The 22723-nt window shown below is 62.4% G+C and carries 22 protein-coding genes; 9 read left to right on the plus strand and 13 right to left on the minus strand.

Features of this window, described 5'->3' with window-relative positions:
- From QTJ18_RS05735 to bglB, 4 genes are all read right to left on the minus strand, one after another.
- A complete protein-coding gene (locus QTJ18_RS05735) occupies positions 1-771 on the minus strand; it encodes a carbohydrate ABC transporter permease (RefSeq protein WP_252753300.1) in 771 nt (256 codons plus the stop codon).
- Positions 772-943: 172 nt separating this feature from the next.
- Complete coding sequence (locus tag QTJ18_RS05740) at positions 944-1837, minus strand: carbohydrate ABC transporter permease (protein WP_252753299.1); 894 nt, start codon at positions 1835-1837, stop codon at positions 944-946.
- A gap of 203 nt (positions 1838-2040) precedes the next feature.
- On the minus strand, positions 2041-3324 hold the full coding sequence (locus QTJ18_RS05745) for an ABC transporter substrate-binding protein (protein WP_252752979.1): 1284 nt from the start codon (positions 3322-3324) through the stop codon (positions 2041-2043).
- Positions 3325-3429: 105 nt separating this feature from the next.
- Positions 3430-4548, minus strand: a complete 1119-nt coding sequence (gene bglB / locus QTJ18_RS05750; protein ID WP_252752978.1) for a beta-galactosidase BglB — start codon at positions 4546-4548, stop codon at positions 3430-3432.
- 215 nt (positions 4549-4763) lie between these two features.
- On the opposite strand from bglB, the gene kdgR reads away from it, so the two are divergent.
- On the plus strand, positions 4764-5555 hold the full coding sequence (gene kdgR / locus QTJ18_RS05755) for a DNA-binding transcriptional regulator KdgR (RefSeq protein WP_252752977.1): 792 nt from the start codon (positions 4764-4766) through the stop codon (positions 5553-5555).
- Between the two features lie 10 nt (positions 5556-5565).
- Here kdgR and QTJ18_RS05760 read toward each other — a convergent pair whose 3' ends face one another.
- Both QTJ18_RS05760 and QTJ18_RS05765 read right to left on the minus strand, forming a co-directional pair.
- Entirely contained in the window at positions 5566-5922 is a 357-nt protein-coding gene (locus QTJ18_RS05760) for a VOC family protein (protein WP_252752976.1), read from the minus strand.
- Complete coding sequence (locus QTJ18_RS05765; RefSeq protein WP_252752975.1) at positions 5919-6824, minus strand: 2-dehydro-3-deoxygalactonokinase; 906 nt, start codon at positions 6822-6824, stop codon at positions 5919-5921. The genes QTJ18_RS05760 and QTJ18_RS05765 overlap by 4 nt, the downstream gene beginning before the upstream one ends.
- Positions 6825-6932: 108 nt before the next feature.
- On the opposite strand from QTJ18_RS05765, the gene QTJ18_RS05770 reads away from it, so the two are divergent.
- The 8 genes from QTJ18_RS05770 (at position 6933) to QTJ18_RS05805 (ending at position 15673) form a co-directional block, all read left to right on the plus strand.
- A complete protein-coding gene (locus QTJ18_RS05770) occupies positions 6933-7835 on the plus strand; it encodes a dihydrodipicolinate synthase family protein (RefSeq protein ID WP_252752974.1) in 903 nt (300 codons plus the stop codon).
- Positions 7828-9003, plus strand: coding sequence for a mandelate racemase/muconate lactonizing enzyme family protein (locus tag QTJ18_RS05775; RefSeq protein WP_252752973.1), 1176 nt, complete (start codon positions 7828-7830; stop codon positions 9001-9003). The genes QTJ18_RS05770 and QTJ18_RS05775 overlap by 8 nt, the downstream gene beginning before the upstream one ends.
- Before the next feature lie 24 nt (positions 9004-9027).
- A complete protein-coding gene (locus tag QTJ18_RS05780; RefSeq protein WP_252752972.1) occupies positions 9028-10293 on the plus strand; it encodes an ABC transporter substrate-binding protein in 1266 nt (421 codons plus the stop codon).
- A gap of 77 nt (positions 10294-10370) precedes the next feature.
- The gene (locus tag QTJ18_RS05785) at positions 10371-11264 is read left to right on the plus strand and encodes a carbohydrate ABC transporter permease (RefSeq protein WP_252752971.1); all 894 of its coding nucleotides are present in this window, start codon (positions 10371-10373) and stop codon (positions 11262-11264) included.
- A 9-nt stretch (positions 11265-11273) separates the two neighbouring features.
- Positions 11274-12107 (plus strand): carbohydrate ABC transporter permease, encoded by an 834-nt coding sequence (locus QTJ18_RS05790; RefSeq protein WP_252752970.1) that lies wholly within the window; start codon positions 11274-11276, stop codon positions 12105-12107.
- Positions 12108-12126: 19 nt separating this feature from the next.
- Positions 12127-13251 (plus strand): ABC transporter ATP-binding protein, encoded by a 1125-nt coding sequence (locus QTJ18_RS05795; RefSeq protein WP_252752969.1) that lies wholly within the window; start codon positions 12127-12129, stop codon positions 13249-13251.
- 8 nt (positions 13252-13259) lie between these two features.
- Entirely contained in the window at positions 13260-14933 is a 1674-nt protein-coding gene (locus QTJ18_RS05800) for an SMP-30/gluconolactonase/LRE family protein (RefSeq protein WP_252752968.1), read from the plus strand.
- Positions 14930-15673, plus strand: coding sequence for an SDR family NAD(P)-dependent oxidoreductase (locus tag QTJ18_RS05805; RefSeq protein ID WP_252752967.1), 744 nt, complete (start codon positions 14930-14932; stop codon positions 15671-15673). The genes QTJ18_RS05800 and QTJ18_RS05805 overlap by 4 nt, the downstream gene beginning before the upstream one ends.
- Here QTJ18_RS05805 and QTJ18_RS05810 read toward each other — a convergent pair.
- The 7 genes from QTJ18_RS05810 to QTJ18_RS05840 all read right to left on the minus strand — a co-directional run bounded on the left by QTJ18_RS05810 (position 15614) and on the right by QTJ18_RS05840 (position 22718).
- Positions 15614-16726: an alcohol dehydrogenase gene (locus QTJ18_RS05810; protein WP_252752966.1), complete on the minus strand. Its 1113-nt coding sequence runs from the start codon at positions 16724-16726 to the stop codon at positions 15614-15616. The two genes, QTJ18_RS05805 and QTJ18_RS05810, sit on opposite strands and share 60 nt — an antisense overlap.
- Positions 16723-18108 (minus strand): FAD-binding oxidoreductase, encoded by a 1386-nt coding sequence (locus QTJ18_RS05815; RefSeq protein ID WP_252752965.1) that lies wholly within the window; start codon positions 18106-18108, stop codon positions 16723-16725. The genes QTJ18_RS05810 and QTJ18_RS05815 overlap by 4 nt, the downstream gene beginning before the upstream one ends.
- Positions 18109-18159: 51 nt before the next feature.
- Complete coding sequence (locus QTJ18_RS05820; protein ID WP_252752964.1) at positions 18160-18558, minus strand: RidA family protein; 399 nt, start codon at positions 18556-18558, stop codon at positions 18160-18162.
- Complete coding sequence (locus QTJ18_RS05825) at positions 18555-19640, minus strand: ABC transporter ATP-binding protein (RefSeq protein ID WP_252752963.1); 1086 nt, start codon at positions 19638-19640, stop codon at positions 18555-18557. Before QTJ18_RS05825 ends, QTJ18_RS05820 begins: the two co-directional genes overlap by 4 nt.
- Before the next feature lie 18 nt (positions 19641-19658).
- The gene (locus tag QTJ18_RS05830; protein WP_252752962.1) at positions 19659-20477 is read right to left on the minus strand and encodes an ABC transporter permease; all 819 of its coding nucleotides are present in this window, start codon (positions 20475-20477) and stop codon (positions 19659-19661) included.
- A 2-nt stretch (positions 20478-20479) separates the two neighbouring features.
- Positions 20480-21328, minus strand: a complete 849-nt coding sequence (locus QTJ18_RS05835; RefSeq protein WP_252752961.1) for an ABC transporter permease — start codon at positions 21326-21328, stop codon at positions 20480-20482.
- Between the two features lie 337 nt (positions 21329-21665).
- Entirely contained in the window at positions 21666-22718 is a 1053-nt protein-coding gene (locus QTJ18_RS05840; RefSeq protein ID WP_252752960.1) for an ABC transporter substrate-binding protein, read from the minus strand.
- Positions 22719-22723: the final 5 nt, after the last annotated feature.

The raw sequence follows: 22723 nt of genomic DNA on the forward strand, positions 1-22723 counted from the left end.
TTATTTCATTCCGGAGGTGGCGATGCCACGCACGATCAGTTTCTGGAACAGCAAGAAGAAGATGACGACAGGCACCAGTGACAGGACCGACATGGCGAACATCTGCCCGTAGGAGGACTGGCCTTCCTGGTCGAGGAACAGGCGAAGCGCCAGCGGAACGGTGTAGTTCTTGATGTCGTTCAGATAGATCAGCGGTGCGAGAAAATCCTCCCAGGTCCAGATGAGCGAGAAGATGGCCGCCGTACCCATGGCCGGCAGCGAGAGGGGCAGGATGATCGCCCAGTAGATCTTGAAGGGCGAACAGCCGTCGATCATCGCCGCCTCGTCGAGCTCGCGCGGCAACTGCCGGAAAAACTGGACCATGAGGAAGATGAAAAAGGCTTCGGAGGCGAGGAAGCGCGGCACCACCAGCGGCAAATAGGTATCCACCCAGCCAAGCTTCAGAAACTGGACATATTGCGGGATGAGGACGACGTGATAGGGGATCATCAGCGTCATCATCATCAGGGCGAAGAAGAAGCTGCGTCCGGTGAACTGCAGCCTCGCAAAGGCGTAAGCGGCAAAGGAGCAGGAAATCAGGTTGCCGATGACGGACAGGACCGTGACGATCGCCGAGTTGATGTAGAAGGTGGTGAAGGACATCGGCAGCGCCGTCCAGCCCTTCGTGTAATTGTCGAGCTGCAGGCTCGACGGCCACAAGGTGAGGCTGCCGAAGATCTCGTTTTCCGGCTTGAACGAGGATGCCAGCAGCCAGAAGAGCGGATAGAGCATCAGCGCTGACACGCCGATCAGGAAGATATGCTTCAGAATGCGGGCATTGCGCTCTCGCTGTTCGCGCCGCAGACGGAAAGCATGAGCGGCTTTGGCCGCCTTTGCCGCCTCGTCGGCGCTCTCCTTCCTGTCCGCGAGGTCCTGCCCGTCCGCCCCCGCCAGGAGGCCGGGATCAATCGCGCTCGTTTTCATAATGCACCCAGTATTTCGACGTCAGAAAGGCGACCGCAGTGAATGCCGCAATGATGATGAGCAGCACCCAGGCCAGCGCCGAGGCATAGCCCATGCGGAAGAACTTGAAGGCTTCGTTGAACAGATAGACGGTGAAGAAGAGCAGGCTATCGGCCGGTGCGCCGGTGCCGTTGGAAATGATGAAGGCACTGGAGAAGGTCTTGAAGGCCTCGATCGTCTGCAGGACCAGGTTGAAGAAGATCACCGGCGCGAGAAGCGGCAGCGTGATGCGCGTGAACTGTCGCCATTTCGGCGTTCCGTCGATCTCCGCCGCCTCATAGAGATCGCGCGGGATACCCCGCAGACCGGCGAGGAAGATCAGCATGGGCGACCCGAACTGCCACATGGCCAGCACGACCAGCGTGTAGAGAGAGGTATCGGGATTGGTAATCCAGGCCATGCCCTGAATGCCGAAGACCGCCAGCGCCTGGTTGACGACGCCATCTGCGGCGAAGAGCTGGCGCCAAAGGATTGCGATCGCGATCGAGGAACCGAGAAGCGAGGGGAGATAGAAGATCGCCCGGTAAAGACCGATCGTGCGCAACCCCTTGTCGAGCAGCATGGCCACGCAGAGTGCCATGATCAACCGCGCCGGCACCGCCAGTGCCACATAGGTGAATGTCACGTCGAGCGCCTTCCAGAACCGGCGGTCGCGCGTGAACATATAGACATAGTTGTCGAAGCCGACGAAGCGTGGATCGCTCACCATGTCGTAGCGGGTGAAGGACAGGTAAAGAGACGCCAGGATGGGGCCGAGCGCCAGCAGGAAGAATCCCAGAAGCCACGGGGACAGAAAGATATAGCCGGGCGCATTGCGCGTGATGAAGCGTTTGATCAACGGTCGGACCTTCCGGTGAGGGAAATGTCCGGGCCGGCGAAATCGGCCCGGAGAAGAACGGCACAGCCCGCAGGCCTAAGCAGGTTCCGGAAAATTGTCTCACGGTTTTCCGACCGAAACCTGCGTCAAAACAACAGACTAAGCGGACGAAGCGTTGGCAGGCCAATGCAAGTCTGCTCAGGGTCTGATTTCAACGAACCCTAACGGGCGCGTTCGACGATCGCCTGCGCATCGTCGACGAATTGCTGCGCGGCATCCTTTGCTTCGGCACGACCAAGAACCACATCGGTACCGATGCGCATGAAAGCGTCGCGCACTTCTCCAGCGCCCTTGGGCGCCGGAAGCGGCAGGGGCCCGACCTTGTCCTGGATCGCGTCGAAGTAGGATACGGACAGTTTCTCCACATCATTGAGAGCCGGCTGCAGGGCCTGGCGCACGCGGGGCGATGCCGGAATGCCGCGCTCCAGGCCGAGGATCTTGGTGATCTCGGGATCATTCACCCAGGCATTCATGTAGAGGATGGAGGTGTCGACATCCTTGGCGTCGCGAGTAAGCGACATGAACATTGACGGCTTGATGAACTGGCCCGGCGCTCCGTCCTTCTTGTGGGGAACCATGGCGGCGCCGATCTTGTCTTTCGCGGCCGCCTGGATGCCGACCAGCTGGTTGGACCAGAAATGCGACATGGCCGCATCGCCAACCGCAACCCCCGATTCGACGATGGGGATATCGAGGATGACCGTCTTTTCCTTCGGCCGCACCGCGTCCTTCTGCCGAAGGTCGCTCCAGAACTGCCAGTAGCTCGCAACATCATCGACGGTGGCTGCGACATTCCCGTCCTTGTCATAGAATTCGTGGCCGTTCTGGCGCGTCCAGGATTCGAAGACTTCGATCATCAGCGCCAGATCGTCCGAACCCTTGACCTTTCCGCCCGAGGCCTTGCTGATCTGCTCGCAGGCCTTGGCAAAATCGTCCCAGGTCCAGTTGATCAGGTCCGCATCGATGCCGGCTTCCTTGAAGACACGTGTGTTATGCACGATGACCTGGCTGTTGGAGCCGATGTTAAGTGCATAGAGTTTGCCGTCCACCATTCCGCCGGAGAGCGGGCCCTTGTCGAAATCGGCGACCATCAAGCTCTTGCCGACATGCGCGTCGAGCGGCTGCAAGGCACCGCGGCGTACATATTCGAAGAGGTAGCGATAATCCATCTGCACGAGGTCGGCCATATTGCGGCCGGCGGTCTGGGTGGCCATCTTGGTCCAATAGTCGCCCCAGCCGATGGTTTCGCCCGAGATCTTGATATCGGGATGCGCCTTCTGGAACACGTCGATCACCGCGAAGGTGCGCTTGTCGCGCTCGGGATTGCCCCACCAGAAATGTCGAATGGTCTTGGTCTGCGCATGCGCCGGCAGGCCGGCCATCGTCGAAAGGGCTAGACCCGCTGCGGCCTGGCCGAGCAGGCGGCGTCTGGTAATGGTCTTCATGTCTTCTCTCCTCCTCCAGATCCTGTTGCTGATCCCGGACCTTCGCGATCCGCCAGGGCCAATCGGCGACACCCGCTCCTCCCGGCGTCACCGAAGGCCTCCTCGTCAGATATAGCTGCGCAACTGCTCCGTCAGGCAAAGCATAGCCATGGCCTGTCCATAGGGCATCGAGGTCAGTTTGATCTGCCGGTAGAAATCGAGATCATGGCCCATGGCCGTCCCGAACGAGACCTGCGTCAACTCGCCATCCGGCGAGATCCGCTCGATCACACCCTTCATCGCCGCCTCGGCAACCGGGCGATACGCCTCGCCGAGATACCGCTTGCGGACGCTCTTCATGAGACCATAGGCGAAACCCGCCGTGGCCGATGCCTCCAGATAGCTGTCGGGATCGTCGATCAGCGTGTGCCAGAGACCGGAGGGATCCTGATGCTGCCTGAGGCTCGCCGCCTGGCGGTTCAGCAGCGAGAGGAGATGCCGGCGCAGCACATCGCCCTCCTTCAAATCCAGCAATTCGATGAATTCGGGAATGGCGATGGTGACCCAGCTATTGCCCCGCGCCCAGCGGGCTCTTGCAAAATTATGGTTGCCGTCGAATGTCCAGCCGTGAAACCACAGGCCGGTTTCCGTATCGAGCAGATATTGCGCGTGGACGAGGAACTGGTATTTCGCCTCTTCCACATAATCCGGCCGGTTCAGGACGAGGCCGATCTTGGCGAGCGGGAGCACGCTCATCATCAGCGTGTCGTCCCACAATTGCTGGTCGTTGACATTATTGTAGACGATATGCTGCAGGCCGCCTTCGCGTGTGCGGGGCATTTCATACATCACCCATTCCGCCCAGGTCTCGAGATAGGGCAGGAAACGGGGATCGCGATTCATCTCGTATAGATGGGCGAGGGTGAGAAAGGGCGCGACCGTATTGATGTTCTTCGTCGGCGTGCCTTCCCGCAGCCGCGTCTCGAACCAGTCGGTGATGATCTTCAGCGCATACTCGCTGCCTGTCTGCTGCCAGTATTTCAGCAATCCGTAAAGCGCGATCCCGTGGGTCCACTCCCATCCAGCCCAGCCCTTGGTATCGATCACCCGGCCGTCTTCCAGCCTCAGCAGGAATTCTCCGGAGGTGTCCTGGATGTTGACCAGATTGTCGGTCAAACGCTCGATCAGCGCGCGGACATCCCCTGCCCCGATGAAATGCTGTTTCTGCCTCAGCAGCGGATCCATGCCGCAAAACCCCTCGAATTATTTTCGGAACGCAATTTCGAAAATCAAGAAATCACACTCCGATTGGCTTTTCAATCGGAAATTTTACGGTAGTGTAGACAGGAAGGGATGACCGGCGCGGACTGTCTGTCTAACGCCAATGCCCAATGGAGCGGTTACTTGACTCGCGGCGGACTGACTTCCAGAATTTCATGTCGAAGAACGTAGAACGGATTATGGCTGATACTCAGGTCAAGACGGATAATGTCGCGGCAGTCCTCAAGGTCTTTGCTGTCCTTGAAGCGCTGGTGGACGAAAAACGGGTCAGCCTGGCTGATCTGGCGCAGCGGGCGATGACGTCGAAGACGACGGCACACCGGCTGCTGCAGACGATGATGGAGCTTGGCTATGTGGAGCAGGATCAGGATACGGAGAAATACGGCCTGACGCTGAAGCTGTTCAGCCTCGGCGCCCGCTCGCTCAGCGAACAGGCGGATCTCCTGCGGGTCGCCGACCAGTCCATGGGGCGATTGTCGCGCGCCACGGGCGAATCCATCAATCTCGGCATTCTGGACGAGCGCGACGAGAAGGTCGTCTACATCCACAAATATGATTCTGCCTTCAATCTGTCGATGAAATCAACGCTCGGCTTGCGCAATCCGCTGCACAGCACCTCGCTCGGCAAGGCGCTGCTGGCCTGGCGCGACGATGACGAGATCCGCGACCGGATGGCACGGATGGAATTCACAAAGCATGCACCGCGAACGCTGACCGATCCGGATGCACTGATGGCGGATCTGAAGGCCGCCCGCGCCCGCGGCGTGGCGGAAGAGATCGAGGAAAGCGAAGCCGGCGTCCGCTGCCTGGCGGCGCCGGTCTTCAACCATATGGGCAAGCCGGTGGCCGCCATTTCGATCTCTTTCCCGCTTTTCCGCTTCGATGAGGGGCGGCGGCAGGATTATATCGATCTTCTGACAGAAGCGGGCCTGTCCGCCTCCATCGCCCTCGGCTACCGCCCGGCCCATTGAGCGCACAGTCTCAGCGCGACAGGATCTCGATCCAGTGGCCGTCCGGATCGCGAAGAAAGAAGAAGCGCGCACCGGATGCGCCACGCCTGACCTCCGCATCCGGCATGAAACCATGCGAGCGCAGGCGATCCCATGCCTGATCGGCGTCTTCGACAACCAAAGCCAAATGATAGGGCGTCGGGGACGGCGCAGGCGCCGGACTTGCCTCGATCAACTCCACGAAGCTTGTCCCGAGCCGCATCTGCTGCAGCCCGGGCTTTGCAAAGCCCGGCGTGAAGCCAAGCTCTTCGTAGAAACGCATCGACACCGCAAGGCTGGAACTCGCGATCGCCACGTGGTCGAGTTTCGCCGTGGGGAGCAGGCTCACGCCGAGACCCTGTCCGGCCAGAGCGCCCGCGCCGCCAGGACCTGACCCGCGCGCGCAGCTTCCTTGGCGTCCACGGTTCTGAAAACCTCCCCGACATGAGTGAGAGCCTTCGCATAGCGCTCGGCCAGCACGCCCGTTGCCAGGAGGACGAGTTCGCCGCTCTCAGAGCGTGGCCGCGCGGACAGTTCATTGCCGATCAGAACGCCGGACAGGAAGGCGGAGATGGAGCGCGGTGCGAGCGTGCCCTGCAGCGCATCGGCTCGCGCGGCGAAAACGGCATGGGCGGCGGCATGGGTAAGGCCATGATCAACCCCGGCCAGGAAGGCCTCGGGCGCGTCGTCATCTCCTTCGGCCATCTGCCCGACGAGGCTGTGTCCGCGCAGCAGCGAGAACATTTCCCCCGTCACATGGGTTTCGAAATTGGCAAGGCGGCCCGCGCTCAGGCTCGCCCACTTGGCATGCGTGCCGGGAATGCAGATCGTCGCATCCTGTATGCCGAGAAGCGCGGCGACGCCGAGCACCTGGATTTCCTCGCCACGCATCACATCCGCATGGCCGCTGGCATCGACCGAGGTCGCGCCGGGAAGGATCGCCGCCGGATGGCTGCCGATCTCGAAGCGGATGGCGTTCCCGGCGATCGTGTCCATCGTAGCCGGACACGGGCAATAGGGCGCTTCGATCCAGCCGGTCCGCGAGCCGACCATGCCCGACAGAAGGATCGGCAGGTTCGGATCGCGGGAAAGCTGAGCGGCGCAGGCGGCTTCCAGGGCACCTCGAAAATCGCGATCCCGAACGGCGGCAAGGCCTTCATCCTTCTCCACACTGTCGATGATCCTGCCCTCGCTATCCAGAAGCCAGGCCCTGAAGCGTCGGCTGCCCCAATCTATCCCTAGGAATTCCATACACTTTTCCTTTTCCAACAGCCTCGCGGCGCGAAACACGTTGACAAGGTAACAAAGGAATGATGTAGTTTCAATTATGGAAATGCAGTCTCATATATAGGGAATAGGATGACAGTTCGTTTGGAGGGGGTTCTCCCGATCATTCCCACGCCGTTCGATCAGACCGGCGCAGTGGATTCCGGCGCTCTGCGCGCGCTTGTGGAATTTGGCGTGGATGGCGGGGCAACGGCCCTGGTTTTTCCCGGCGTTGCCAGTGAAGACGTACATCTCAGCGCCGCCGAGCGACGCGACGCGCTGATGCATGTCGTCGATGCGGCCGCTGGACGATTGCCGATCATTGCCGGCGTCAATTCGGCCGACCCGGAGGTCATGGTCGACCTTGCGAGAACCGTTGCGGATCTGAATGTCGACGGCGTCATGGCCATGGCCGTTCCCGCCATGGGCGATAATCTCGTCTCCTGGTTCAAACGCCTGTCGGATGCGCTCGATGGCGGCGTCATCATCCTGCAGAACCTGTTTGCACCGCGCGGCGCCGATCTCTCGGCTCGTCAGATGCTGGATCTCGCCGCCGCCGTGCCGGCGATCCGCTATGTGAAGGAGGAAGGCGTGCCGTCCGGGCCGAAAGTGTCCGAACTGGTTGCAGGCTGTGGTCCAAACCTCGATGGCGTGATCGGTGGCGGCGGTGCGCGCTACCTGTTCGAGGAACTGGAACGCGGCGCGATCGCCACCATGCCGGCCATCGAACTCCTCGAATTGCATGTGGCCCTCATGCGGGCCTATACATCCGGGGATCGCGAACGCGCCCTCACCCTCTATACGCAGTCTCTGCCCCTGCTCTTGATCCAGGCGCCCTATCGGATGCGGTTGACCAAGCTTATCCTCAAACATCGCCAAGTCATGGCGACGGATCTCGTGCGCGAGGCTTTGCCGGAAATGGACGAGACATTGAAGGCGCTGACGCTCGAATTCTATGACAGGGCGCTCTCATCCATGGAGCGCGTCCATGCATGATCGCATTGCTTCGGTCGATGTCTTCCTCTTCGAGCGGCCGCGGGAAACGGCCTATCTTGGCAAGCCCGGCGCAGATGAAACGCTGATCGCCAATCGCTACGTGGTGCGCGGCTTCAATGGCACCGTCTATCCGCTGGTGGATCGCTCCATCGTCGTACGGTTGCGCGATCGGCAGGGCGTGGAAGGCTGGGGCGAGACCTACGGCCTGATCGCACCGCATGCCACGGCCAGCATCATCAACGATCTCCTGGGCCCCTATCTGATCTCGCTGCCGCCGAAGGATCCCGCTGCCACCTGGGACGCGCTCTATGCGCTGCAGCGCAATCGCGGCTATTGGGGCGGCTACCTTGCCGATGCCCTGGCCGCCCTCGATATCGCGCTTTGGGATCTCAGCGCCCGCGCGGCCGGCAAAAGCCTGCAATCCGCCCTTGGACGCCCGGGCGCCGGGGAACTTCCCGCCTATGTCTCCGGCCTGCCGGCACCGACGCAGCCGGAACGCATCGACATGGCTCTGCGCTGGAAGGAAGACGGGTTCGGCCGGGTGAAGATCCCGATCAGCCACACCGATGGCGGCGATGTTCCGGGTGAGGTCGCAGCGCTTCGCAAGGCGCTCGGTGACGACCACGAGATTGCCGTCGACATGCATTGGGCCTATACCGCCGAGAGCGCAATCGCGCTTGGCGCGGCCCTGGAACAGAGCCGGCCCTGGTTTCTCGAGGCGCCGGTCGCGCCGGAGGATGTGGACGCCCAGGCGGCCGTGGCCGCGGCCATCGCAATGCCTCTGGCTTTGGGCGAGGAATGGCGCACCGACTGGGATTATCGCCCCCGCCTTGCGCGCCAGGCCTGCTCCATCGTCCAGCCGGAAATGGGCCATACCGGCATCACGCAATTCCTGCGCATCGCCGCGCTGGCAAAGGCGGCCGGTGCCCAGATCATCCCGCATGCCACCATCGGTCTTGGCATCTTCATGGGCGCAAGCCTGCGCGCAGGCCTCTATGCCGGTGCGGCCTGCCACGAATTCCAGCATACGATCTACCACCGCAATGCGGAGCTTCTGGAGGGCGCGGCCGCCTGCGCGACAGGCGTGTTCGCCGTGCCGGACACGGCCGGTATCGGGGTGGTGCCGAATGACGACGCTTTTGCATTCCTGACGAAAATCGACGACTGAAAAAGATTCAAAGGAGGAGGATCCATGAGACATCTTTTCAAGACGGCCGCCGCCGCGGCCGTGGCCTTGAGCACATCGCTCGCGGCCCTGCCGGCCTTCGCCGAAACACTCACCTTCGTCAGCTGGATGAAGGGCGAGCCGGGCTATGGCGACTGGTGGAACGAGGTCATCCAGAAATTCGAGGCCAGCCATCCGGACGTAAAGGTCGAGATGACCAAGGTCTCCCGCAATGAATATGCGGACACCATGTTCACGATGTTTGCCGGCGGCACGCCCCCCGATATCGTCCACCTCGCCGCTTTCGAGTATCAGGCCTTCGCCAATGAGGGATGGCTGGCGGATCTCGGACCCTTCATCGAAAAGTCCGGGATGGACCTCAAGGGCTGGGCCGGCCAGAGCACATGCGAGTGGAAGGGCAAGACCAATTGCATCATGCTGCTCTATACGGCCTATATCCTCGCCTATAACGAGAAGCTCCTGAAGGACGCCGGTATTGCCAGCGTCCCCACCGACTGGAACGGCCTGATTGCCGCGGCAAAGGCGGCAACCCGCGACACCGACGGCGATGGAGTCACCGATGTCTACGGCCTCGGCGTCGACAGCAGCGGCGGCTCCAACATGATGCACGACATGCTGCATTTCGTTCTGGATGCCGGCGGCAACTGGACAGAGGATGGCAAGCCCGCCTTCAACAGCCCCGGCGTCATCGAGGGACTTGCCCGCTTCAAGCAGATCTACAAGGACGGCCTGACGCCGAAGGATGCCAAGGCAGGCGACATGCGCCAGCTGCTGATCGAGGGCCGCATCGCCATGCGCCTTGACGGGCCCTGGATCTGGAATGTGATGAAGGGTGCGGATCCGGCTATTCGCGACAATCTGAAGCTGGCGGAGTCGCCGCTCAACCCTCCTGTCGGCGGAACGTCCAACGTCATCGGCATGCCCTCCGATATTTCCGATGAGAAGAAGGCGCTGGTCTGGGACTTCATCCAGGTCGCCGCATCCAAGGAGATGCAGCAGCGCTTTGCCACCCTCGGCTCCTCGCCGGCTCCCATGCCGGGCCTCGATTACACGGCGGAGATCAAGGCGGACCCGAACTTCGCGCTATTCGCCAAGGCCAATGACAAGGCCTCCGCTGCCGGTGTCGACCGCCTGCCGAAGGGCCTGGAGCTGCAGTTCAACGAAGTGACGAAGATCGTTTTCCGCGAGGTGCAGCGCATGCTGATCGACGATCTGAGCCCGCAGGAGGCAGGTGCCAATATGCAGGCCGCCGTCGAGAAGATCGCCGGCTGAACCGAACCGCATGCCAAGCGTCAAAAGGTGGGTGGCCGCGGCACGACCTCGGCCACCTTGAGCGCAGGAGGATTGACTTGATAGACTTTAGTTCACCGAAGCACAGATCGAAATTCGGCTACCTGCTTCTGGCTCCGGCCGTTATCCTGATGGCGCTGATCATCATCTATCCGATCCTGCTATCGGTGGACATCTCGCTGCAGGATGTCCGCATAGCGCGGATCGGCGGCGACCACGCGCCCTGGACGACCAAGAATTACGAATGGCTGTTTCACTCCGAAGAATTCTGGAACGCCATTTCGGTCACGGCACGCATGGTGCTCATCGTCGGCGGCATTTCCCTGATCATCGGACTTGCCACGGCGCTCCTGGTGAACCAGAACTTCAAGGGTCGCGCGCTTGCCAGACTGTTCGTCGCTTTGCCATGGGCGGTGCCGGAAGTGGTCGCGACGGTCATCTGGGCCTGGATGCTCGACAGCTCGTTCGGCGTCATCAATTGGATGTTGCTGAAGACCGGCCTGGTCTCTCAGGCCGTCCAGTTCGGCTCGAACGCCACGGCCGCCTTCATGGCCGTCTGCTTCGTAATGATCTGGAAGGGCTATCCGCTGGTGTCCATCATGCTGCTGGCGGGTTTGCAATCCATCCCCGCCGAACAGTACCAGGCCGCCAAGGTGGATGGCGCCAATGTCTGGCAGCGCTTCATCTATGTGACGCTTCCCAATCTCGCGCCCGTCATTGGCGTCACATCGGTGATGACGACGCTCTGGGTCTTCCGTGACTTCTCCATCATCTACGTGTTGACCCAGGGCGGGCCGATCGGAGCGACGACAACCTTGTCGATGCTGACCTTCGAGCAGGCTTTCGCCTTCTTCCGCATGGGTCAGGGCGCCGCGGTCGGCGTGGTCACCATGATCATCTGCGCGATCATCAGCCGCGCGCTGGTCGGCCGCTTCGCGAAATCGGTCCACTAGGAGCAATCGATGACAAAACGTTCGCCTCTCGCCGGGATCGCCCTTTACACCACCGTCATCGGTGTCTGCGTCATCCTGCTCTTTCCGATCTACTGGATGTTCCTGACGGCGCTCAGCCCCCGCACGCAGCTCAGGGTCTACCCGCCGAACTTCCTGCCGCGCGACCCGCAATGGACTGTCTTTTCCGATCTTCTGGCAAGCCAGCCTTTTGGCCTGTGGATGTGGAACACGATCCTGATCGCGGTCGCCACCATGATCCTCTCGCTGACGGTCGGCGTGCTTGCCGCCTATGCCCTGTCCCGCCATCGCCTGCGCGGCGGCCAGGCGCTCGGCCTGTTCATCCTGACCTCGAAAATGCTGCCGGCGACTTTGCTCGTTATCCCGCTGTTTGCCATCTTCAAATCGGTCGGGCTGGTCGGCTCGCTTTGGTCCGTGGTGATTGCCCAGGCGACGCTCATCGTGCCCTTCGCAACCTGGATGCTGAAAGGGTATTTCGACACCATTCCGCCCGAACTGGAACAGGCGGCACTGGTCGATGGCTGCTCGCCGCTCGGCGCGCTTATCCGCGTTGTATTGCCCGTCGCCTCTCCCGGCCTGGCGGCAACCGCACTCTATGCCTTCGTCATCAGCTGGTCCGATTTTCTCTACGCCAGGACCTTCCTGACCACGTCGGAATCGCAGTGGACCCTGAATGTCGGCATTGCCACGCTGAAAGGCGAATTCGTGACCGACTGGAACACGATCATGGCGGCCTCGCTGATGGCGGCCGTGCCGATCATCGGCGTCTATCTCTTCCTCGAACGCTATCTTGTGGGCGGTCTTTCCGCCGGTTCCGAAAAGTAAATCAAGAAAGGCCCGCATCTTGGCAACAATCGATTTCAACAATGTCCAGAAGCGTTATGGCCAGTTCAAGGCCATCCACGACTTCAACCTGCATGTGGAAGACGGCGAGCTCTGCGTCTTCGTCGGCCCCTCCGGCTGCGGCAAATCCACAATCTTGAAAATGCTCGCCGGACTGGAGGAAACCACCAGCGGGACCATCTCGATCGGTGGCCGCGACGTGACCGATCTCGGGCCCGGCAGCCGCGATATCGCAATGGTGTTCCAGAATTACGCTCTCTATCCGCATATGACCGTGCGCTCCAATATCGGTTTCGGCCTGAAGATGCGGGGCGTCGCCAGGGAGAAGATCGACAAGGCCGTCAACCACGCCGCCGAGATGCTGGAACTGACGGATTATCTCGACCGCCGTCCGCGCGCCTTGTCCGGCGGGCAGCGGCAGCGCGTGGCGCTCGGACGGGCCATCGTGCGCGAACCCAGCGCCTTTCTGATGGACGAGCCCTTGTCCAATCTGGATGCCAAGCTGCGCACCCAGACGCGATCGGAAATCGTCAAATTGCAGAAGCGTCTCGGCGTCACCACCATCTATGTCACCCATGACCAGGTGGAAGCCTTGACCATGGCGAGCAAGATTGTCGTCATGCGGGCCGGCATCATCCAGCAGGTCGGCTCGCCGGAAGAGTTGTTCAACCGGCCCTCAAATCTGTTCGTTGCGGGCTTCATCGGCTCACCGGGAATGAACTTCTTCCGCGGCCCCCTGGAAATCGAAGGGGATCGTGCCTTCACCCGCTTTGGCGGCCAGCGCGTCGCGATCGGACGCAAGCCGTTGAAGGACGGCGCGAAGGAAGCCATTTTCGGGATCAGGCCCGAGCATCTGGTGATCGGTGAGGAGGGCGTGCCGGTGGACGTCTCGCTGGTCGAGAGCCTCGGGACGGAGAAGATCCTGCACTTCCCGACGCCGAAAGGCCAGGAAGCCGATGCCGTGGACACTGTTGTCGCCTCGGATGAGAATGCGCGCGACAAGACAACCATGCTGGCGCGGGTCATCGACGATCACCGCTACCGCGATGGTGAAACCATCCGCATCACTTTGCCGGAAGGCAAAGTTCATATATTCGATGCCGTCACCCACGAAGCCCTGGTGTAGGAGCGCCCTTGCCGAATTTCGACAATATCGCCAAGCTCTATCCCGGCGCGGGAACCCTGGTCAAAGGCATCCAGCTGATCGAGCTGATCGCCCAGTCGGCCGAACCCTGCAACTCCACCTTCCTGCTGAAGCAGACCAGGCTCCCCAAGGCGACGCTCTACCGACTGCTGGGCGCCCTGGTGGAGTTCGGCTACATCAAGCACGATCTGCAGTCCAAGACCTACAGTCTCGGCAAGCGGTTCATCGAGCTTGGCCGAAGCTCGCTATCCGCCTTCGACCTGCGCAGCGCAGCCGAGCACGAGCTGCAACGACTGGCTGGCGATCTCGGCCAGACGGTGTCTCTGGTGGTGCTGGAAGGCGATCACATCATCTATGTCGACGTGCGGCGGCCGGCCAATCCGCTGGCGGTCGGGATCGATGTGGGTCGCACCCTGCCGGTGGCCGACAGCACCTCCGGACGGGCCATCCTGGCCGCCATGCCCCCGCATGAGATGAACAATTTCCTCAACGCCTACAGCACCGAGGAGCGCCATCGCATCCTGTCGGAAATCGCCATCAGCCGGGCCCGCGGCTATTCCATCGCCGAATCCAGGTCCATTCCGGGCCTGACTGTCGTGGCGGTCGAAGTGCATGGCCCACCGGGCATGGGACGCGGCGCCATTGCCGTTACGGCGCATGAAAGCGCGCTGAGCCACGAACAGCGCCACATTGTCGGGCGCGACCTGATGGAGGCCGCGCGACGGGTGATGGGCAATATCGGCACCGCCAGCGTCAGCATCTCCTCCAACCCGCGACGGCACCTGCATGTGGAAGAAGCACTGACCTGCATCCACCCCGCGGGGGCCATTGTCGGCGAAGGTCCGGTCTGGGACAGCCGGACGCATCTTTTGCGCTGGGTGGACATCGCAGCGCCGGCAACCCGGATTTATGATCCTTCCGGGACGCAAACAGTCATGAAGCCGGCATCGCGGCTGGTTTCGGCCGTTCTGCCGGCGGCCGACGGCTCGATTGTCGCCGTGACCCAGAACGGGCTGGAAATGCTGGATCCGCAAACCGGCGCGCTGGAACCCATCTATGATCCGGAGGCGCATCTGCCCGCCAACCGGTTCAACGATGCCAAGACCGACAGGGCCGGTCGGATCTGGGCCGGCACGATGAGCCTCGATGCCTCCATGCCTTCCGGCTCGCTCTACTGCTTCGACACGACCACCCGCGCCCGTGCCGTGGACGGCGGGTTCCAGGTCTCCAACGGGCTTGGCTGGAGCGCCGATGACAAGACCTTCTACTTCACCGATTCCGGTCTCGGCATCGTCTTCGCCTATGATTTCGACATCGAGAAGGGCCTCCTTTCCAATCGCCGGATATTCCTGCAATTCCAGCCGAGCGAAGGCAAGCCGGACGGTCTGGCCGTCGATGCCGAGGGAACGGTCTGGATTGCCCTCTGGGATGGCTGGCGAGTGGCGGGCTACGATCCGAAGGGCCGCCTTGTCCGTGAAATCGACATGCCGGTCCCGCGGCCGACAAGCTGCTGTTTCGGAGGCGAGGACATGAAGACGCTGTTTATCACCACCGCCTCGATCCGGCTGCCGGCCAGCGTTCTCGAAGAGGCGCCCCTGTCCGGCGGCCTTTTCGCCGTGAGCATGGATGTTGCAGGCCAACCGACGGTCGAGGTTGCCCTGTGACCATTTCCTACGACGAATTTGCCGGCCAGCATGTCATCGTGACCGGCGCTGCGGCGGGAATCGGTCGGGCCACCGCAATCGCCTTCGCGCGCCAGGGCGCCAGGGTGACGGCACTGGACCGCGCAAAAATGGAGTTCAGCGCCGAGGAAGCCGGATCCGGATCGCTTCTGCCCGTCGCTTACGATCTGACGCTGGCGGAGGGGCTTGCACCGCTGGTGGACGATCTTGTCGCGCAACAGGGGCCGGTGCGGGTTCTCGTGAACAATGCGGGCGTCGACCGGCGCATCGCCTTCGACGATCTGGCTGTCGATGTCTGGCGCCAGATGATGGCACTCAATCTCGATCACCAGGCCCTGCTGTCCGTTGCGGTCTCCCGCAGCATGCAGGAGGCCGGCGGCGGTGCCATTGTCAACATGTCGTCGACGGCCTGGATGAAGCTTGCAGGGAACCTCGCGGCCTACCACGCGGCCAAGGCAGCCATTGTCGGGCTGACGCGCGGCATGGCGCGGGATCTCGGCCCCCGCAAGATCCGCGTCAATGCCATCGCGCCCGGCCGCGTCGCGACCGAACGCGTCACGGCGAAGATCACGGACGACTGGGTAAGCGAGACCCATGACCTGCAGTGCCTCAAGGACCTCATCCAGCCGCAGGATATTGCCGCGACCGCGCTCTGGCTTGCCTCATCCGGCGCGCGGATGATCACCGGCCAGACCGTCATCGTCGACGGCGGCGTCGTCTAGCGCATCTTCGGCGAGCACGAGCCGTCCCTGAACCGCGCCTCCCGCAAGCCGCGCCAGCGCCAGATTGACTCTCGACTTCGGCAAAGTCTCGATGGGCAGCGGCCGCAGGCGTCCCTCCCGCGCAAGCCGGAGCACATCGGCGAGATCCTCAAGCGTTCCGGTAATGCTGCCGCAAATGCTGATCCCCTTCAGCGCCAGACTGTACAGAGGGATCGCCAGTTCGCCGCCGAACAGGCCGACCTGCACCATGCGCCCGCCCTTGCGAAGGGCATCGAAAGCAAGCAAAGCCGTCTGGCCATTGTTGACGAAGTCGAGGACTGCCGGGATGGGACCGCCCGCCAGATCTGCCAGATGCTCGATATCGCCATCGCCACGCAGGTGAAGAAAGTCAAGCGCACCCGCGGCAAGAGCAGCACCGCGCTTCTCAGCCGACATGTCGGCGATGATGATCCGCTCATGGTCAAGGGCGCGCAGCATGGCGACGGCCTGCAGACCAAGCCCCCCGGCGCCGATGACGAGGAGAGGCTCGTCCGGCGCAAGCGGCATGATCTTGCGGATGGCCGAGCGCACGGTCAGGCCGGAGCAGGCATAGGTGGCCGCAAGGGCCGGATCCAGATCGCCGAGCGGAAAGACATAGCGGGGATGCGGCAGGACGACCTGCTCCGCAAATCCGCCATGCTGGGCAAAGCCGAGGCTCCTGGGGCCATTGCGGCACATATTGTCCCGGCCGCCGGTGCAATCGGAACAGGCGCCGCAACCAAGCCAGGGATAGGCGATGACGGCGTCGCCGATCCTCGCGTCCCGCGCCTGCGGCCCAAGCGCAACGATGCGCCCGGCGATCTCATGTCCCATGGCGATCGGCTGCGCGGGCTCCGGCCGCACGACGACACCGCGACGGCCGTAATCGACCTTTCCCTGCCAGGCATGCAGATCCGAATGGCAGACACCGCAATGACTGACCTCCACGATCACTTCGCTGCCTCTCGCCTCAGGCGTCTTGATCTCGACAGCCTGCAGCGGCTGACCGTGGAAGCGGTGAAGAAAGGCTTTCATGGGCTGGGCTCCGGAAGAATGCGGCCTCTGTTCAGGATCCCGTATGGATCAAGACCGTGCTTGATGCTGCGCATCACGGCCAGTTCGACCGGCGAGCGAACGAGCGGCAGATGCGCGCGCTTGTCCGATCCGACCCCGTGCTCGGCCGTCACGGCGCCACCCAATCCTGCAGCGCAGGCGAAAATTTCCGGCGACAGAAGCGGCATGTGCTGCGACTTGACGACGTAGTGCAGGTTTCCGTCGCCGAGGTGACCGAAGACACAGATCCTGGCTGCCGGATCGATGCGCCGCACGATCGCGCCGGCCTCGTCGAGAAAATTGGCCATGGCATCCGGTGGAAGGCTGACATCGTGCCCGGTCATGCCGCCCAGGCTCGCCGTATAGTCCGTGCAGCCATCCCGGATTTCCCAGAGTGCAGTAAAGTCGCGGCCGGACTGCGACAGCACGACATCCTGGCAGAGACCGGCCTCGTAGGCCTCTCCCAGCGCCGTCTCGAAGAGATCATCCTCTTCGTGGCGAAAGGACTGGCTCTCGACCAGGAGATAGAGCGCATGGCCCGTGGCCAGCGGAGCCGACCCGCCCCGCAGAGCAACGACGCCGGCATAGACATCCGGCCAGATCGCCTCGCAGGCGCTGAGATCGGAGCCGAGATGCTCTCGCAGCCGCCTCATCAGCTGCAAGGCCGCGTCGACCGAGCCGACGGCACAGAGCGCATTGCGCTCATGCCGCGGCTTCGGCAGCAGGCGCAGCCTCGCGCGGGTGACGATCCCCAGCGTGCCCTCCGAGCCGATCATCAACTGCTTCAGGTCGTAGCCGGAATTGTCCTTCTGCAGCCCGCGCATCGATGTCAGGACCCGGCCATCGGACAGCACTGCTTCGAGCCCCAGCACCTGCGCGCGGAACATGCCATGGCGAAGCACCCGGATGCCGCCGGCATTGGTGGCAATCATGCCCCCGATCGTTGCCGTGCCCCGCGCGCCGATATCGACGCCGAACATCAGGCCGGCCGCGGCAGCACGCGCCTGCAGCGCCTCCAGCGTTACCCCTGCCCCGGCTTCCACGGACATGGAAAGCAGATCCGGCTCGCTCAGGCTGCGCATTCGCTCAAGCGAAATCGGCAATTCGCCGGCCTGCGGCCGGGCGCCGCCGGCAAGACCGGTCAGGCCGCCCTGCACGGCAACCAGCTGCCGGCGCGCCGTGCAGAAAGCCAGCAGCGCTGCAAGATCCGCAGTCGTTCTCGGCCGCGCGACGGCCACGGGCTCGGGCCCCGGCCGTCGCGTGGCATCGGCCCGATAGCGCTCCACCGCCTCCGCCCCAACAAGCAGGGCAAGGTCCGCCTGAAGGCGGGACAGCGCATCGATCAGGCCGGTCGTCTCGCTCATGACGCGTGTCTCACCTTGTCGCGAAAATTTCGCTCCGCACACTGTGTCCGCTCATGCCGCCGGCTGGGTTCCGCTGGCTGCGGAGATCATGATCATCTCGACCTTCAGGGCAGGATTGGCCAGTCGTGCCTCGAAGCAGGCGCGTGCCGGCGGGGCAATTTCCGCCACCCACTCGTCCCAGATGGCGTTCATCTCGTCCAGGCCTGCCATGTCGGCGATCATGATGGCGACGAAGATCAGCTTGTCCCGGCTGCTGCCGATCTCCGTCAGCCGCCTGTCCGCCTTTGCCAGCAATTGCCGCGTCTGCTCGGCAACCGTCAGGCCGGCATCATAGGGCGCCTCCGGCGTCACCGCGAAATAGCCGGTGCCTTGATGGGTCACCGCCAGACTGCCCCGTTTGCCGATGCCGAAACGTTCGATCAGCGCTTCAGTGTCGATCGCTGTGCTCACCGCTGCTCTCCTTGTTCGGGAATGACGAAAACGGAGTCCGGCGTCCAGGAAATATAGCTGTCCTCACCCTCCTTGATGATGACGACGTCGGCGCCAAGGACCCGGACGCGCATGGTGACGCTTCCCGACGTGCCGATGACGAGCGCGTTGTCACCATAATTGATGATGGTCTCCACCTTCATCGGAACGCTTTGACGGCCCTCGACCGGCTGGCGGGACAGCTTGATATGTTCGGGCCGGATCAAAAGCGTGACCGGCTGGCCTTCCGCCAGACCAGGCGCCGGGGCGTAAGCGAGCTGTGACAGGCCCAGCGCTTCGCTGGCGCCGATCCCGCTGGCAGGGTTGACGATGCGGGCGGGCACGAGGTTGCTCTCGCCGACGAAGCCGGCGACGAAGCGGGTCTGCGGCCGATGATACACGTCGAGCGGCGACGCCGCCTGCTGGATCTCGCCCTTTTCGAAAACGACGATCCGATCCGACATGGACATGGCCTCCGACTGGTCATGCGTGACGAAGACCGTGGTGACGCCGAGCGTGCGCTGGATGCGCTTGATCTCGATCTGCATCTGTTCGCGCAGGTTCTTGTCGAGAGCGCCGAGCGGCTCATCGAGCAGCAGCAGGGAGGGTTCGAAGACCAGCGCTCGCGCCAGCGCAACGCGCTGCTGCTGACCACCGGACAATTCCTTCGGATAGCGATGGCCGAAACCCTTCAACCCGACGAGCGACAGCATGTCCTCGGCGCGGCGCAGACCTTCGCTTCGGCCGACATTGCGCATCTGCAACGGGAAGTAGACATTTTCGGCAGCCGTGCGATGCGGAAACAGGGCGTAGTTCTGAAACACGATGCCGATATTGCGTTCATGCGGGGCAAGATCCGTAATCGGCTTGCCGCCTACCTCGACATGGCCGCGCGTGGCCTTTTCGAAGCCTGCAATGATCATCAGCGTGGTCGTCTTGCCGGAACCCGATGGACCGAGAAACGAGACGAACTCGCCCTTGGCCACATCGAGGTTGATCTTATCGAGCGCGACGAAATGGCCGTAGGCCTTGTGGATGTCGTTAAGCTTGAGATAGCTCGTCATGGCAGTTCCTCGGAAAGTCTAGTGCGGGGCCGAAAGGCCGGCGGCATTGGCCAGGGCACGCGCCTGCCGGCGCTCGCGAATGGCTTTGGTGAGAAGGGGAAGACCGGCAGCCGCCAGCACGATGACGAAGAGCAAAGTGGAAATGACGGCGATCACCGGATCGGCCTGCTCGCGAATGCTGTCGAACATCTTGCGCGGCAGCGTCTGCGCGTCGCGGCCGGAAATGAAGATCGCGACCACTGTCTCGTCGAAGGACTGGATGAAGGCAAACAGCGCGCTGATCATCAGCCCCGGCCGCAGGATCGGCAGCGTGACATGGATGAAGGTGCGCGATGGCGTGGCGCCGAGGCTCTGGGCGGCGCGCTCCAGCGTGCGGTCGAAACCTTTCAGATTGGCCGACAGCACGAGGAAGGCGATCGGCACGGACAGGCAGCTATGGGCCAGGATGACGCCGATATGGCTGTGAACAATGCCGAGATCGCCGAAATAGGAGTAGTAGCCGATGGCCATCACGATGTGCGGGACCGCAAGCGGCATCAGCATCATGAGATCGGCAAAGCCCTTGCCGGAAAATTTGTGGCGGACCAGCGCGAATGTGGCCGGGACGACGAGGATCATGGTCAGCACCATGGTGCCGGTGGCGATGATGATGCTGTTCAGGGTCGGCACGAGCCATTTCGGGTCGTTGAAATAGGCCTTGTAATAGGCCAGCCCATAGCCGGGCGGCGGAAACTGCAGCGAACTGGCGCTGGAAAAGGACATCGGTACCACGATCACCAGCGGTGCGAGGATGAAGGCGACCACGAGGATGCCGAGAAGTCTGAGGACCAGGTTCATACTCAACCCCACAACTTGTCCAGGCCGAAGCGGCGGTGATAAATGGTCAGGATGATCAGCGTGACCGTCAGCAGCACGATCGCCATGGCGGAGCCCATGCCGAAGGCGAGGAATTCGTCGATCTGGCGGCCGATCAGGCCCGCGATCATCTGCTCACGCGGGGAGCCGAGCAGCACCGGCGTCACATAGAAACCAAGGCAGATGACGAAGACCAGCACGCAGCCATTGGCAATGCCCGGCGCGGTCAAAGGCAGGTAGATGTGGCGGAACAGCGAGAATCCCTTGGCACCGAGGCTTTCCGCCGAACGAATGAGGGCCGGGTCGATCTTCTGCATCACCGAATAGACGTTCATGATCATGTACGGCACGAGAATGTGCACCATTGCGAGCATGGAGGAAAAGCGCGTGAACAGGAGCTGCGGCGTCGGCTCGAAACCCAGCCAGCCGAGAAACGCGACCAGCGGTCCGCTGTTTCCCAAAAGCACCATCCAGGCATAGGTGCGAACCAGGAAACTGGTCCAGAAGCTCATGGTGACGATGACCAGGATGAGCATGGCCGCACGGCGGCTGGAATTGGCCATGAGATAGGCGACGGGATAGCCGGTCAGCAGGCAGAACAGTGTGACGAAAGCGGCCGTCAAGAAAGTGTTGATCAGCGCATATTGATAGAGAGCGCCGGTAAACACCCGCTGGTAATTGGCGAGCGTCGGCCGAGGATGGGTGACGCTCATGATGGCGACGTCGACCAGAGGCACGACGAAGAAGAGAAGCAGATAGAGACCAAGGGGCGCCAGAAGCAGCCATGGCCACAGGTTCTTGCGCTCTGTGAGCGTCGTGAGGCTAATGCTCATAAGATTTCCCGCATTGCGTTGCGACATGTTCGATCCGCTCTTGGACAAGCGGTCGAGCAGGATGCCAGAGGGTCCCGAAAGGGATCCGACAAGAGGGCCCGATTAGGCGGTCCCAAAGAGGCCCCGAAGGGGTGATGAAGGCTGCCGGGGATCGGCATGCTTGGCGGCAGCCGGGTGCACGGGGTCCCATGCATCCGTGCCTCTATTCCCCCATGCGCCATCGGCACCCTGTGCGAAGGAACGGCCTGACCGGTGGAAGTGGCCGAGCCGCCAAAGCGACGGCATCGGCTCCGCTGCCGGCCTTGTGGCCGAATCGCCGCCTGATCGGATCTTCCGATCAGCTTGCGACCCACTCCTCGAACCGTTCCGAGACCTCGGCCACATCGGCACCGAAATTGGCCATGTCCTGCTCGAACACCAGCGGATAGTTCTCCGGCGATGTCGGCATGCGCTTGGCGCGTTCGGCAGCGATGAAGGCATTGGCGGCGGGATTGAGCGCGCCGTAATTCGCCTCCGAAACGAAGCCCGCCAGCGGCTTGGCGCTGGTGGCGAACTTGACGAACTTCTTGGCATTCTCAAGGTTCGGCGTGCCCTTGGCGACCACCCAGTAGGCGCGCTCGACCTCGGCCTGGTTCCAGGTCATGGCAACCGGCGCGCCCGCATCTTCGGCTTCGTAGAAGTTGTTGTGCCAGATCCCGATCATATCCACTTCGCCATCGCGCAGCACCTGCGTCGACTGGGCGCCGGCGGTCCACCAGACGCGGATATGCGGCTTGATCTTGTCGAGAGAGGCGAAGGCACGATCCACATCGAGAGGATAGAGGTCTTTCGGGGCAACGCCGTCCGCCAGAAGCGCCAGCGGCAGGATCCGCGCTGGGTAACGCTGCAGCGACCGGCCGCCCGGGAATTTCTCGACATTCCAGAAATCGGCCCAGTTCTGCGGGCCGCCATTGGGAAACTTGTCGGTGCGATAGGCGATCAGCGTGGCAAAGGCATGCGAAGCAACGCCGTTTTCGAACAGGCCGCCCTCGTAGGGCGCCTCGATATCTTCCAGGATGCCCGCCTGGTTGGCGCGTACGATATCGCCGCCGCCGAGCGTGGTCACGTCGAATTCGTAAACACCTGTCTGCACCTGCTGCGCGAGCTTGGCGAAGGATACCGGCGACACCGTCTGCACCTCGATGCCCGTCTCCTTCGAGAACGGCTCGATCAGCTGCGCCAGAGCTGCCTTCTGCCAGGTGCCGCCCCAGGTATTGATGAACAGAACCTCCGCACCGCGGGCGACATAGGGCGCCGCAAGCGAGGCCAGGCCCGCAGCACCGGCCGTCTTCAGCAGCGTGCGGCGGGTCGGTGTCATAAGGGATGAGCGTGCCATTTCGAATTTGGTCATATTTC

Origin of the sequence: Rhizobium sp. SSA_523 (genome assembly GCF_030435705.1) — a bacterium.
GTDB lineage: Bacteria > Pseudomonadota > Alphaproteobacteria > Rhizobiales > Rhizobiaceae > Neorhizobium.

Coding starts and splice junctions, on each gene's coding strand:
- QTJ18_RS05735 (WP_252753300.1), bottom strand. CDS start 771: ATGCTCTATCCGCTCTTCTGGCTGCTGGCATCCTCGTTCAAGCCGGAA.
- QTJ18_RS05745 (WP_252752979.1), bottom strand. CDS start 3,324: ATGAAGACCATTACCAGACGCCGCCTGCTCGGCCAGGCCGCAGCGGGT.
- bglB (WP_252752978.1), bottom strand. CDS start 4,548: ATGGATCCGCTGCTGAGGCAGAAACAGCATTTCATCGGGGCAGGGGAT.
- kdgR (WP_252752977.1), top strand. CDS start 4,764: ATGGCTGATACTCAGGTCAAGACGGATAATGTCGCGGCAGTCCTCAAG.
- QTJ18_RS05765 (WP_252752975.1), bottom strand. CDS start 6,824: ATGGAATTCCTAGGGATAGATTGGGGCAGCCGACGCTTCAGGGCCTGG.
- QTJ18_RS05770 (WP_252752974.1), top strand. CDS start 6,933: ATGACAGTTCGTTTGGAGGGGGTTCTCCCGATCATTCCCACGCCGTTC.
- QTJ18_RS05775 (WP_252752973.1), top strand. CDS start 7,828: ATGCATGATCGCATTGCTTCGGTCGATGTCTTCCTCTTCGAGCGGCCG.
- QTJ18_RS05780 (WP_252752972.1), top strand. CDS start 9,028: ATGAGACATCTTTTCAAGACGGCCGCCGCCGCGGCCGTGGCCTTGAGC.
- QTJ18_RS05790 (WP_252752970.1), top strand. CDS start 11,274: ATGACAAAACGTTCGCCTCTCGCCGGGATCGCCCTTTACACCACCGTC.
- QTJ18_RS05810 (WP_252752966.1), bottom strand. CDS start 16,726: ATGAAAGCCTTTCTTCACCGCTTCCACGGTCAGCCGCTGCAGGCTGTC.
- QTJ18_RS05815 (WP_252752965.1), bottom strand. CDS start 18,108: ATGAGCGAGACGACCGGCCTGATCGATGCGCTGTCCCGCCTTCAGGCG.
- QTJ18_RS05825 (WP_252752963.1), bottom strand. CDS start 19,640: ATGACGAGCTATCTCAAGCTTAACGACATCCACAAGGCCTACGGCCAT.
- QTJ18_RS05830 (WP_252752962.1), bottom strand. CDS start 20,477: ATGAACCTGGTCCTCAGACTTCTCGGCATCCTCGTGGTCGCCTTCATC.
- QTJ18_RS05835 (WP_252752961.1), bottom strand. CDS start 21,328: ATGAGCATTAGCCTCACGACGCTCACAGAGCGCAAGAACCTGTGGCCA.
- QTJ18_RS05840 (WP_252752960.1), bottom strand. CDS start 22,718: ATGACCAAATTCGAAATGGCACGCTCATCCCTTATGACACCGACCCGC.